7 protein-coding genes are annotated in these 14,351 nt (G+C 41.1%); 3 read left to right on the forward strand and 4 right to left on the reverse strand.

Annotated elements, in window-relative coordinates:
• Positions 1-375: 375 nt before the first annotated feature.
• Positions 376-1,047: a Coq4 family protein gene (locus ABF638_RS08370; protein ID WP_435021885.1), complete on the reverse strand. Its 672-nt coding sequence runs from the start codon at positions 1,045-1,047 to the stop codon at positions 376-378.
• Positions 1,048-1,202: 155 nt separating this feature from the next.
• On the opposite strand from ABF638_RS08370, the gene ABF638_RS08375 reads away from it, so the two are divergent.
• On the forward strand, positions 1,203-1,787 hold the full coding sequence (locus ABF638_RS08375; RefSeq protein WP_435021887.1) for a hypothetical protein: 585 nt from the start codon (positions 1,203-1,205) through the stop codon (positions 1,785-1,787).
• 82 nt (positions 1,788-1,869) lie between these two features.
• Here the strand turns inward: ABF638_RS08375 and ABF638_RS08380 are convergent, their stop codons facing one another.
• Complete coding sequence (locus ABF638_RS08380) at positions 1,870-3,453, reverse strand: alpha-amylase family glycosyl hydrolase (protein WP_435021889.1); 1,584 nt, start codon at positions 3,451-3,453, stop codon at positions 1,870-1,872.
• A 241-nt stretch (positions 3,454-3,694) separates the two neighbouring features.
• A complete protein-coding gene (locus tag ABF638_RS08385) occupies positions 3,695-5,536 on the reverse strand; it encodes an adenylate/guanylate cyclase domain-containing protein (protein WP_435021891.1) in 1,842 nt (613 codons plus the stop codon).
• A 119-nt stretch (positions 5,537-5,655) separates the two neighbouring features.
• Between ABF638_RS08385 and ABF638_RS08390 the strand changes: the two genes are divergently transcribed.
• Together ABF638_RS08390 and ABF638_RS08395 are read left to right on the forward strand one after the other, a co-directional pair.
• A complete protein-coding gene (locus tag ABF638_RS08390) occupies positions 5,656-9,354 on the forward strand; it encodes an NB-ARC domain-containing protein (protein ID WP_435021893.1) in 3,699 nt (1,232 codons plus the stop codon).
• Between the two features lie 562 nt (positions 9,355-9,916).
• Positions 9,917-13,618 carry a PAS domain S-box protein gene (locus tag ABF638_RS08395; RefSeq protein WP_435021895.1) on the forward strand — a complete coding sequence of 1,234 codons (3,702 nt, stop codon included), beginning with the start codon at positions 9,917-9,919 and terminating at the stop codon, positions 13,616-13,618.
• 473 nt (positions 13,619-14,091) lie between these two features.
• Here the strand turns inward: ABF638_RS08395 and ABF638_RS08400 are convergent, their stop codons facing one another.
• Positions 14,092-14,340, reverse strand: a complete 249-nt coding sequence (locus tag ABF638_RS08400) for a hypothetical protein (RefSeq protein WP_435021897.1) — start codon at positions 14,338-14,340, stop codon at positions 14,092-14,094.
• Positions 14,341-14,351: the final 11 nt, after the last annotated feature.

The following is a 14,351-nucleotide window of genomic DNA, read 5'->3' on the forward strand; positions in this document are numbered from 1 at the left end:
TTAGAGTTAGTGTAACTAGATATGTAAAGTTTTGTATTAGGATTCAACATTTCTGCCGTTATTTATATCTATTTTCTGTTTTGTCACACTAGCAAGGACTAGCATTTACCTACTCGTTCCTGTTAGCTTTTTTCATAGTTTGAGCATAACATCTATACTTCAACATGTAAAAGTTGTTTCTTGACAGGCTCTAAGCTGCTCTTAAATTAACATGAATTCGACGGCTCATATAGTATCTGCCTAATTAGCTGAATAAAAAGACCTCTCCCTGGTTTTACTACGCAAAACCGTCCCTCTCTGACTCGGAGAGGGACAGACTTGAACTTTAGTTCAAGGCAGGGAGAGGTTTGTCGAACCCGCGTCCAAATAGCCGTTTTACGGAGTAGAATATACTCCCAGATGCTCACGAATTTCACTCACTGGTACATCCCAAAGTTGATCCCATTTTTGCCCGATAAACTTGCCTGGAGTATGAGAACCCACCTTGTAGCCACGAGATATTTCTGTCATTAAATCCTTAAATTTAGTCGGTTGATAAAGGCTAATTATTACCATACTCAAACTTAAAAGCATGACGCTGATAGGTATTGGAGTCTGAGCTAAGAAAAAAGCTTGTAGACCAATTTCACCAACTAGATCGGTGTCAAATCCAGCAACTACATGATATATGTCATGAGTGGATCTCCAAAGCATTTTGAGATAGGAAATGTCATCAACAACAGGAACTTTTTTGTAAAAATAGGGATCGAATCCTCTGGCTTTCATTCCTCTGGCATAAACATTACCTAAAGTCCCTTCTGGGAGTTTGGCTAAATCATCTAAATTGAAAGGGGCCGGTAGCCAGCGTTCTGTAAATAATGCCTTGACTTCAGGGATTTTTTTTAGTTCATCAACAGCTAGCTGTGCCATTTGTGTTTGGTCGAGTGCGTCCTCGAAGTCAAATACTCTATCAGTATTACCATCTCCAATTTTTTGGGCACTAGATGCTAGAAATTGAATGTAAGCAAGGAGGCCTTTATCGTTGTTGTAAGTAATTATATTGTCCATAGCGATTATCTACTTGGAGATATAATTTGGCTAATTTAAATCTGAGTCTTCAATTTTGGAATATAGTTATCCCGTTTTTCATGAATCTTTAGAGGTATTTAGTGAAAGTTTTTGCTAGAAATATGTTTAAGTAAAAACACTATCTCAAAGAAGAGATGAATGATCAAAAAATGGAGCAGCACACTAAGCTAAAAATCAAGAGCTTCCTGTTAGCTGCCATTACACTATCTCTAGGTATGTGGGATCTCAGCTTTAATTTGGGTGCTTTTAAAGTTATTTTCTCTGAGAAAATCTTCTTGATTTGGGTAGCTTCATCAGCAACTCTCCTAGCGTGCCTTTTACTTCCACGCAACCGTTCACCAATTAGATGGCCAGGATTACTGCTGATGAGTATCCCTACATTGTGGTTTATCCTGCCTTTTGTGCCTTTCCATGACATTTCTACGACGGGTGCTTTGCGAAAAATAGTTAGTCTCGGCTTAGGAATTGTTGTTTATCTGATTTGCCTACCCTATACTCTCTACATGGTTTTTGCGATTATTAATGAAGATATTGTTCAGCTTTCTCAAAATCTGATTATAAAATTGATTGCGGTCACTTTAATTATTGGCTGTATCGGATATTTCGTTGGTAGTCATAACTATCTTTTTTTATCATGTTTTGACTTTAAAGTGAGTGGCAATGATTTGCCAACAAATTGTCTACAAGAAGGACATAAACCATTACGAAAATTTCGATGAAAATTAGAATGTAGATATTTTGTAATTCCAGGGGCAAAGCATTTTGGTAAAACCAAAGCTTTGCCCAAATGCTGGTGTTAGCTTACGCCAAAATCACCATTCCCGAAGGAGGTAAATCAATTCGCACAGTTGCGCGACGGTCATTATGATGCTGTACAGCTATAGTTTGGTCGCGGGGTGGGTGACGTAAATATGAATCGCTCCAATCGCTTTTGTATAAAAAGGTCATAGTCGATTCTGGAGGATGCATGTAAGTATCTACTGTCACTTCTGCACCGCGATTTTCTAAGCCGTTGGTATTCAGCACCATCAACACTTCTGTGTCAAATAAAGTCTGTGACCAAGCAACTAATTCGCCTTGTCCGGGAATTGAGAACGGGGAATTACAAAAGGATGTTTCGCGTAGGTAGTGATGTCCACGGCGCAATGCTTTGCCAATTTTATCGTGACTGTTGCGGATACGTGCGATCGCAGCTATCCGCAAATAGGTAGGATGGTCGATATCGAAAAAATGACAGTCTGCTGTTTGAAATGCGCCAAAAGCACCGCCAAACATTGCTTCTTTGATGTATCTATCTTCCGCAACCCTACCACCTTCTATGCTGGAATCGTGATAGCCTTCATTCCCATCAAAAGCCTGTTCTGTCCCATAATAAATAGCAGGAATTCCTGGCATAGTTAATTGCACACCGACAGCATGAGCAACTTGCTCATAAAGATGAGGCACATTACTGTTTGCAGCAAATCGCTGCTTGTTAGTCCGGGATGACATCTCATCGTCATCCAAAATAGAGACATGATATGTGCCAATTTGGCGGTATTCTCCAGCAAGATTGTTTTCGCTATACAAATCGAAAAATTGCTTGGGATGTACTAACCCTTTTGCAAATGCAGCCAATTCATTAGGGGTCTGTGCGATGTCTAATACAGCACTAAGGTTGCGAGCAATAATGTCTATGTACGCACCAGCCATGCTACCGGAGGTTATTTCCCCAGTTAGTAAAAAGTTGTCTTTACCGATAGATTCGGCGTACTCACGGATAGCAGTGCAGAATTTACGAGAATCTTCTGGAGAAACGTGCTTGAGGGAATCTATCCGTAAGCCATCGCAATCAGAAAGAGCAATCCAATATTGATAAACTCTGGCTAAAGCTGCAATTACCTCATCTCTGTTGAACCAGTTATCAGCACTCTGGTTGTATGTTACATCTAAGATGACATACATCCTGCGATCGTGGGCAGCATCGATTAAATCTCTTAAATCTTGACGAGTGCCAAAGTGGGGGTCAACATCTAAAAATTCTTGAATGCGATCGCTGTGGTAAGCTTCTAAATCAGAATGTTGTCGCCAAGGTGGATTAATCCACAGCGTTGTTACTCCCAATCGTTGCAAGTAGTCTAATTTACTCTTAACTCCCCTAAGAGTACCACCAACAAACTTTGTCCCTGCTGCCATCCAGCCAGCTTTATCCTTAACCTGGAATTTTAAAGGATTGGTGTGGTCAAAAAGTTTCCTTTGATTTTCATTGTCGTCACTGAATCTATCTAATAGCAATTGGTACAAAAACTGGTCGCGCCAACTGATAGGACTTGGATAAACTCTCCCTCGTGGTTTCAGGTCTGTTTCGGAGAGTTGCTGGGGTGTCAATTCTTCAACTTTAGCCATGAGGATTTACGCACAGATAGGAAAATGGAAGTATGCATTTTAAATGTTATAAAAAGTACCTACAGTTTTCATGAACCCACAGAGGTATTTTGTAACTCAATTTTTTAATGATAGGTTTTAGTTTAAACGCCAAGAAAAGCGCAAATAGATGCAAAGTTTTTCCTATAAAGCGGACTGTCTATTTGTTAAAATTAGGCAAAATTATACAAGAATTTTCTAGTTGATATTCTGTTGAATTAATTTATTGAGAAATTATCTGGTAGAGATTATTAAACTGAGTTAATAGTGTAGGAGGAACAGCCGTAAAATGAATATAAAAGCTTCCTCTACCTGCCAGTTTTTCTAAAACTTTGGCATAGATATCTTCACTCACTTGGGTTGAATTTTTAGACGTGAAAAGATTAATTTTAATGTTAGTTAATTTAGGTGGTATTACATTGGGAATATCTACCTGTAATTCGGCTCCTTTTGTTGATAGTTTGACTAAACGCCCGGAAAAGACCGGATTCCCCATTTGCTTGTCATGCAAAATAGTGTATAAAAGCGGAATTTCTTGAGGAACAGGAAAAAATAGTTCTTCTTCTTTGGGCAAATAAAGATTGTATCGTCCACCCACACCATATACTTCATAAATGGTAATTTCTTGGCTCACACCTTTCGGCTGAACTTGCTTTTGTCCAATAATTCTGACGCTTGAACCGACTTCTTTAAAAGTCTGCTCGGAAATGAGAATTTGACCACCACTAGTATAGGATTCAATTCGATAGGTGAGATTTACTTGACTGCCGACAATTCCATATTTAGTCCGCTTCTCAGAACCAATATTGCCGACTATAACTTCACCTGTGTTAATCCCAATCCCCATTTCTAATGGTGGCCAACCGAGGGTTTTCATTTTTTCATTAACGCCACCCATTGCTAACTGCATGGCACAGGCACAGGTAACTGCTCTGAGGGCATCATCTTCTTTAGCGATCGGGGCACCAAATAAGACTAAAATACCATCTCCCATAAACTCATCAATTGTGCCTTGATAATGATTAATCACATCCGCCATGTATTCTAAATAGAGGTTAAGAATGTGAATAACTTCTTCTGGAGGAAAGCGTTCTGAGAGAGATGTGAAGCCTCGTAAGTCAGAGGTGAGGATAGTGATTTTGCGTCGTTCACCACCGAGTTTTAATCTTTCAGGGCTTTCTAACAAGTTAGCGACAACTGTATCGCTCAAATATCGTCCGAAAACTTGGCGAATTAATTCGTTTCTTTTTTCTAATTCCGTGTTGGCTTCTGCTAAATCTGTGGTTCGTTCTCTGACTCGATGCTCTAAACTTCTCGTGTTTTCTCGGAGTTTCCCAACAACAAGTGTCAATCCTGAGAGTCCTAAAACTGACATACCGCCTAACATGGCGAAGGTTCCTTGGAGACTTTGGTTGGTTTTGGTTACTAAATTATCGAGAGATTGAGAAATCTCCCAGGCTCCAGCAACATCTCCTACTTCCCAGTTTTTCTTTGGACTATTGATGTCTGTGTTATGACAAGTTACGCAACTTGGTTTCATAAGACTGGCTTGTGCATAGCGCAAAGTGGTGTTTCCATTTTGCTTCTCAAGACGATAGAATTTTTGACGAGGATTCTCTCTCAAGAAGTTGAGGGCATCGCGCTCAAATTCGTCTTTTGCTCCCCCTGTCGTGCGCCAAGGATATGGATAGTTACTGTACAGTCGTACAGACATTTCGGTATTTTTTTCACTAATTTGCTCGCCAAGCTCGATCGCAAAAGTTGAGGGTAAGGGGATTGCACCCTTGGTATTGAGGTAAGCGTGGGTAACGGTAACTCCAGGCACGAGTTTAGCTCGATCTGCGGCGGCGGCGCTATAGAGGTCAAAAGCTTGAGTCAATGATTGGACATTTAAGGCAGCATTTTGAACTGCTTGGGATTCAATCAAGCTCGATGAAAGCGCAGACATATTAGAAATTGCGATCGCGATCGCAGCACATAACATCAGCGTGAGTACAAGAGTAATTCTCTGTAATAGTAAGCGTAAAAGTGATTCCCAAATTCGACTAATTAATGACTGAACCATAAGCTTTATGTAAAGAAGTTGTAAAATAGTGCATATTATTTTTGCTATTATCTGATAAATAAATTATGACATTCTACTTATAGAATTTAAAGTTAATTTAACTTTTGCCGATCGCAGCAATGGATATTGATCAAGCACTCGCATTTACAGACTCTCTCGTTTTCGCCAAGTCAAGAATTCATTTGAGCGATCTGCAACAAGCTATGTTGCGTGAGTCTTGGTCTTTGGAACGCCAAAGTTACGATCGCATTGCCGATATTTATGGCTATTCCCCAACTTACTTAAAACATGATGTTGGCCCCAAGCTATGGAAACTCCTTTCAGAGGTGTTAGCAGAAAAAGTTAATAAAACAAGTTTTAGAACAGCAATTGAGCGGCGATTTCAAATAGAGAATGCGACGGCACAATCAATTCCAGACAAAGAGAATATATTTGATAATCTTGAAGGAAAAACGCGACAAAAATTCACTGAGAATCTGCTGATTACGGAAGTGAAAGCTTCGCATCAAGATTGGGGAGATGCAATCGATGTTGATTTTTTCTACGGAAGACAAGCAGAACTAGCTCAGTTACAACAGTGGATTTTGGTTGACCAGTGTCGGCTTGTGGCTTTGTTAGGAATGGGTGGAATGGGAAAGACTTCCTTATCTATCAAGCTGGCGCAACAATTACAGAGCGATTTTAAATGGGTTATTTGGCGAAGTCTGCGAAATGCGCCACCTGTACAAGAGATATTAACCGAGTTATTGAAATTATTATCCAATCAACAAGAAATTGATTATCCAGAAACCGTTGATGGCAAAATTTCGCGGCTGTTGCATTATTTGCGATCGCAGCGTTGTTTAGTAATTTTTGATAATGTTGAAACCATCTTACAACACAACGATAAATCTAAATCATCTTACATCGAAGGCTATGAAGCTTATGGCGAAATATTTAGACAAATTGGAGAAATTCGCCATCAAAGCTGTTTACTACTAACAAGTCGAGATCAGCCCCCAGAAGTTCGCCTCCTAGAAGGAGCAAGCTTACCCGTTAGGGCTTTTCATTTGGGTGGATTGCAGAAAACAGAAGCACAAGAACTTTTGCAGTTAAAGGGGAATTTCCAAGGTTCAAAAGAAGAATGGAATCGGCTAGTTGAAGGTTATGCAGGAAATCCTTTAGCATTGAAAATTATTGCGACTACGATTCAAAACTTGTTTGATGGCAGTCTTTCTGATTTTCTTAATCAGCAAACATTTGTTTTTGGAAATATTCGCAATCTAATTGAGCAGCAATTTGAGCGGCTTTCTGAATCTGAGAAAGCAGTGATTTATTGGTTGGCTATCTATCGTGATTCTGCTTCATTTTCAGAACTGCGATCGGATATTTTTCCCCCGATATCGCCACAGAAATTAATTGACGTTCTAGAATCGTTAGAGCAGCGCTCTCTAATTGAGAAAAACAAGCTGACACTGATTGCAAAACATCCGGCACAGTTTTCACTTCAGCCGATGGTGATGGAATATGTCATCGAGAAATTAGTTACTCAAGTTTGTCAAGAAATCCTGGCAGGTTTAGAAGCAAATGCTGAACAAAAAAATCTGCTGTTCAAAACTCATGCGTTACTCAGAGCTACTGCAAAAGATTATGTGCGAGAAACGCAAGTTCGTTTCATCCTGAAGCCGATTCTGGAACGCTTATTACTCGATCGCTTATTAATAGAAGTCAGCGAACAACTCGCAATTGAAAACCTACTTACTCAATGTTTAGCCAAACTACGAGGTACATCGTCACTTAAAAGTGGATATGCAGGCGGTAATATTTTAAATTTACTTTGTCAATTACAATCAACTTTAACTAACTACAATTTTTCAAATTTAACGATTTGGCAAGCCTATTTACAAAATGTAAATTTGCATAACGTTAATTTTGAAGATTCTGATTTGAGTCAGTGTGTTTTTGTTGAAACCTTTGGTATGGTGTTTGCTGGCATTGCTTTTAGCCCAGATGGAACATTGTTAGTGACGGGTGATGCAGAAGGTGGGCTTCGGATCTGGGAAGTTGCAACTGGGCAACTGGTTGTCAATTTTGCCGGACATCTGGGTTGGGTTTGGTCAGTTGCTTTTAGTCCAGATGGGCAATTATTAGCAAGTTGCAGTAGTGACAAAACGATTCGGCTGTGGGATGTCAACACTGGTAAATGTCTGAGAACATTGTCAGGACACACAAGTTCAATTTGGTCAGTTGCCTTTAGTGCCGATGGTCAAATCCTCGCTAGTGGAGGCGATGAACCAACAATCAGATTATGGAATGTCAACACTGGAGACTGTCATAAAATTTTGTCAGGTCATACTGATCGAATTCTCTCGGTTTCCTTTAGTCCAGATGGTCAAACCCTAGCAAGTGGTAGTGCAGATTTCACAATTCGACTTTGGAAAATTAGTGGAGAATGCGATCGCATTTTAGAAGGACATAGCGATCGCATTTGGTCACTTTCCTTTACTCCAGATGGGCAAACCTTAGCCAGTGGCAGTGCCGATTTCACGATTCGACTTTGGGAAGTTAGTACTGGAAACTGCTTCAATATATTACAAGAACATAGCGATCGCGTCCGCTCAGTAGCCTTTAGCCCCAATGCCCAAATGCTGGTCAGCGCCAGCGACGATAAAACAGTCAGAATTTGGGAAACTAGTACAGGGCAATGCCTGAATATCTTACCAGGACACACCAATTCGATATTTTCAGTTGCTTTTAACGCAGATTGTCGAACCATTGCCAGTGGTAGCACAGACCAAAGTGTAAAGCTATGGGATGTCAGTACAGGTAGATGCTTTAAAACCTTAAAAGGCTATAGTAATTCGGTATTTTCAGTTGCTTTTAATGTAGATGGTAAAACTCTCGCCAGTGGCAGCACAGACCAAACCGTGAGACTATGGGATGTCACTACAGGGACTTGCCTGAAAAAATTCACCGGGCATAGTGGCTGGGTAACTTCCGTAGCGTTTCACCCAGATGGAGATTTGCTAGCCAGTAGCAGCGCCGATCGCACCGTTCGCTTATGGTCAGTTAGCACAGGGCAATGTCTGCAAATTTTGAAAGGTCATGTAAATTGGGTGCAATCAGTTGCCTTTAGTCCCGATAGACAAATTTTAGCAAGCGGCAGTGACGACCGAACTATTCGCTTATGGTCTATCAGTACAGGAAAATGCCTCAATATATTGCAAGGTCATTCCAGTTGGATTTGGTGTGTTACCTTTAGCCCCAATGGTGAAATACTTGCTAGCAGTAGTGAAGACCAAACCATTCGCCTGTGGTCTATTTCCACTGGTGAATGTCTCCAAGTCTTAGAAGGACACAGTAGTAGAGTCCAGGCGATCGCTTTTAGTCCAGATGGGAAAATCCTCAGTAGCGCTAGTGAAGATGAAACAGTTCGCCTGTGGTCGGTTGATACAGGTGAATGTCTGAATATATTTCAGGGACATAGTAATAGTGTTTGGTCAGTCGCCTTTAGTCCAGAAGGTGATATTTTGGCAAGTAGCAGCTTAGATCAAACAGTGAGAATTTGGGATAGACATACAGGGGTTTGTCTGAAAGTGCTGCCTGTCATGCCTCATGCAATGCGATCGGCGATCGCATTTGGCAAATCTACAGAACATTATGCGATCGCTAGCGGCAGCCAAAACGGAACTATTCAGATTTGGGATGTCCAAACGGGTAAATGCTTGAAAATACTGAATCCTGACAGACCTTATCAAGGAACTAATATTACAGGCGTAACAGGAATCACGATAGCTCAAAAAGATGTTCTAAAAGCGTTAGGTGCCTTCGAGATTTAATTCAGGACTTACGCAAACAATAGTCATAACGGGGGACAATTCATTAATTGCCCCGTTTTGCTTGCCTGTAATGTTGTGAGGATTTGCTTTGGGGAATAAGGTATTGATATTGAGACGATTTTTAGTATCATTACTCAAAAATTACCCAAATCAATTCATGTAGTCACGAGCAAAGGTTTTATGCTTAACTTCAGAGCTTTTATCTTTGCTTTTACCTTATATAGGCACTTTTGTAATTAACAAGTTAGGTTATATAATCAATCTAATACATTTTACAAGTAAGTTATCAACACTACAGAAAACTATTTAAGTACATTAGGAGTCGTGCAAAGATAACTTCCCTTTTGAAAAAAATTAACCTTGATTACTAAGGGTTCAGCGATTAAAAAAGTAACTTTTTCTGTGGGGTTCCTTAGCAAAAATTTAAAATCATAACTTTGATTAAACCAGAAAGCTAAATTTTGTCAAAATGGCTTAAAGATTGATAAATTTTAAGCTTATTTTGTCATTCTCTGATTTTTGAAATCAATTCTTTAATTGCTTTAACCAACAGACTAAACTAATGCGCTCACTTTCTCCTGTGGATTTACCTACTTTAGAGCAGATAGTTGAATGTTCTCCTTTAACTGTATTACCTGATACCCCACTTATTGATGTTATTGCTCTAATGAATAGGGTAAACAGCAGTATAGTAGAGTCTAAGTTTGATTTTAGTAGTTGTGTTTTAGTAGTTGAAGAAACAACCTTAATCGGTATATTAACTCTACGGGATGTAATCCGCCTGACTGGGATGGGCAAAGATTTATCCAGTGTCAAAATCTCAGAGGTGATGACACAACCAGTCATCAGCCTGGGGTTGGCTCAGGCTCAAAATGCCCTCACAGCTTTATCTTTCATGCGTCAACATTGTATTCGCCATCTACCTGTAGTAAATGATCTTGGACAATTGGTAGGCTTAATTACCCAAGACAGAATTCGTCAGGTTATCCAACCACTTCACCTGTTGAAATTGCGATGTGTGACGGAAGTAATGGTAACTGAAGTTATTCATGCTCTCCCGACTACATCTGTGCTGGAATTGTCTCAAATCATGAGCGATCGCCAGATCAGTTGTGTGGTAATTGTCGCCGAACAGAAGACGAAATTGATCCCGGTAGGGATCATCACTGAAAAAGATATTATTAAATTCCATTTACAGGGGCTAGATATAGCCCAAACCCAGGCGCAAGATGTGATGAGTGCCCCTGTATTAAGCATCACTCCCACTGAATCTTTATGGACTGTTCACCAGTTGATGCAAGAGCGAAAGGTGCGGCGATTAACCGTAGTTGGAGAACAAAGCGAATTGCAAGGACTGGTGACACAAACTAATCTCCTGCAAGTGCTTGATCCCCTAGAAATAGACAGGGTAATTCAAGTTTTGCAAGCAAAAGTTGAGGAACAAACAGTTAAACTTAGGCAATGCAACCAGCAGTTAGAACAGGAAGTTAAACAACGCCGCCAAGCTCAACAAGAATTAGAGTTACGAGTGGCAGAGCGTACAGCTGAACTACTGCAAGCAAATGTACGTTTGAAACGGGAAATTGAGGAGCGCAAACAGACTGAAATAGCACTCCAGCAGCGTGAACATCAGTGGAAAGCTCTTTTTGATCATGCTCTTGATGCGATCGCTATTGCCGATGACCAGGGGCGCTATATAGAGGTCAATCCAGCAGCCTGTAAGCTGTTTGGTGTATCCAAGGAAGAACTGTTAGGTTCCACAATCGCGGATTTTGCAGCCCCCGAATTTGATTTTACCCAAGCTTGGCAAGAGTTCTACGAACAAGGACAAATGTTGGGTGAGTTTAACTTATATTGTCCCGATGGCACAGTGCGAGAAACTGAATTTGCGGCGGTTGCCAATTTTATACCACATCGTCATCTTGCAATACTGCGGGATGTGAGCGATCGCCAAGCCGCGCTACACGATCATAAACAAGCTGAGGAAACCCTCAGAGAAAGCGAGCAACGGTTACAACTGGCGCTTAGTGTTGGTAACATTGGCACTTGGGAATGGAATCTGAAAACCAATCAGGTTATCTGGTCTGAGAGTTTGTTTACTTTATTTGGTCTAACTCCTGATACCTTTGATGTCAGCTATGAAAATTTTTTAAATCTCATTGTCCATCCTGAAGACCGCGAATTGCTGCGTCAATCAGTTTTGCGAGCAATTGACCAGCAAGTACCCCATAATCTCGAATTCCGGTTTATTTACCCAGATGGCACAGTTGGTTGGTCAGTATGCAAGGGTCAAGTATTGTGTGATGACACCACCAATGAGCCACTCCAGATGATTGGGGTGAATATAGATATCACCGAGCGCAAACAAGCGGAACTTGAAATCCGTAAATTTGTTTCTCTGACCGATAACAGCACAGAATTTATCGGTATGTGCGATATGAATTTTGTGCCATTCTATTTGAACCCGGCGGGTATGCAACTAGTCGGGCTGAATGACACTCAGCAATATAGAGAAACGCCAGTCAGGGAATTTTTCTTTCCCGAAGATCAGGACTTTATCATCAATGAATTTTTACCGCGTGTTTTGCGTGAGGGACGGGCGGAAGTAGAAATTCGTTTCCGTCATTTCCAGACGGGAGAAGCATTATGGATGGTTTACAGCGTTTCTTGCGTCAAAGACATCAACGACCAGCTAATTGGTCTGGCAGCCGTCAGCCGCAATATTAGCGATCGCAAGCTGGCCGAACAAAAAATTGCTGAACAAGCGGCCTTAATTGATATTGCTACCGATGCCATTTTTGTCCGCGATTTAGAAAACCGTATTCTGTTCTGGAGTCGAGGTGCTGAAAACTTATACGGTTGGACAGCAGAAGAAAGCATAGGGAAATTAGCCCATGAACTTTTCCAGGTAGAATCCTTATCTCAAATGGAAGTTGGTGTAAAAACCACTCTCGAACAAGGTTCTTGGCAAGGGGAGTTAGAAAAAACCACCAAAACAGGGAGAAAAATTATCGTTGCTAGTCGGTGGACACTGGTACACAATCAATTCGGACAAAGCCAATCTATCCTATCAGTCAACACCGACATCACCGAGAAAAAACAACTAGAGCAACAATTTTACCGCGCTCAACGCTTGGAGAGTGTAGGAATTCTAGCCAGTGGCATTGCTCACGACCTCAACAACGTCTTTGCTCCCATAATCATGATTGCCCAATTGCTGCCTTTGAGATGCAAAAATGTGGATGCGCGGACTCAAGAACTGTTCAAAACACTAGAAAATAGCTCGCAGCGTGGAGCGAACTTAGTTAAACAAATTCTCGCCTTTACCCGTGGTACAGAAGGGAAGCGCATCTTGTTGCAACCTGGGCATTTGCTCCAAGAATTGGTCAAAGTCATCAAACAGACATTTCCTAAATCTATTGAAATTGTTAATGACATTCCCATAAACACATTATGGATGGTGCAAGCCGATCCCACCCAACTAGAACAGGTATTTATGAACTTGGCAGTTAATGCCCGTGACGCTATGCCCAATGACGGTATGCTCACAATTAATGCCGAAAACCGGATGATTGACGAAACAAACGCCCGAATGCACCTCGACGCGAAAGCCGGAGGCTACATCGTTGTTACCGTCTCAGATACAGGGACGGGAATCCCTCCAGAATTCTTAGAGCGCATATTTGATCCCTTTTTTACAACTAAAGAAGTTGGTAAAGGTACAGGGCTAGGACTGTCAACAGTTTTAGGTATCGTCAAAAACCACGGTGGTTTTGTGGAAGTATTAACTCAGGTAGGTAAAGGGACACAATTTCAGGTATTTTTGCCCAGAGGAGAAGGCAAAGCAACCGAGACAATAACAAAGGCAGAATTACCTGAAGGTAATGGCGAATTGATTTTAGTTGTTGATGATGAAGAGTTAGTAAAACAAACCAATCAGGAAACTTTAGAAGATTATAACTACAAAACCCTTGTAGCTAACGATGGCATCGAGGCGATCGCTTTGTATGCCCAGTATAAGGAACGAATTAGTGCAGTTTTGCTAGATATGTCCATGCCCAACATGGACGGATTAACAACTATTTCCATCCTGCGATCGCTCAACCCCAATATTAAGATTATTGCCACCAGTGGTTTACCCGCTAACGAGCAAAAGGCTATTGCCGTTGGTGCTGAGAAGTTTCTTTCTAAGCCTTACACCGCGACAGATTTATTGACTACTTTATCTGCTGTAATCGGGCATCCTGGGGAGCCTCAATCATAGGCAGATTACACTCAATTCTGACCACTGAATTTCGATTTACGCTGCCACTAATTCCGCTTTTTCCAGCAGCCATTGCAGTTCATCACCAATTAGCTGCTCTAATAGTTTCTCTAAAAATAATTTCGGATCAGCGCTGTTAATAAAATTAACGTGAATTCGACGGCTTATATAGTATCTGCCTAATTAGCTCAATCAAAAGACCACTAAGAGGTTCTACTACGCAAAACCGTCCCTCTCCGACTCGGAGAGGGACAGACTTGAACTTTAGTTCAAGACAGGGAGAGGTTCGTCGAACTCCCGTTAAAATTACTGGAATTTTGGCGTTGCTGAATCAAAGTAAGCTAATCGTCATTCATTTTTCCAGAATGATTCGCTTGTAGTAAGGGCTTCAGCCCTGCTTTTATGCAACTTAAATGAAGCTTGCGGGTACTGTGCGCCGGCAGCGCATCTGCACCATACCCAATAAATTGTCATTACAAGCGTAGCGAAGTAATCGCATAATCCCGTAGTTTTAGCGATTGCTTGTCTGCGACACGCACTTGCGTTCGTCGTTCCTCCTCTCTATGAGACGCATTCGCGAACGCAATGAAAGGCTTCCAGAGCGATCCAACTAGACGACGAAACCAAGTGTGAGGTGTAATTTCAAGACTTGTGTGTACACCGTAGCCTTTTAGGAGAGAGGTTTTCCAGATTCCGTGAAAAGGCATTAATTTTTTAGACAAATTCGACTTAA

It is taken from the genome of Nostoc sp. CALU 1950 (assembly GCF_051172895.1).
Classification (GTDB): Bacteria; Cyanobacteriota; Cyanobacteriia; order Cyanobacteriales; family Nostocaceae; genus Nostoc; species Nostoc edaphicum_A.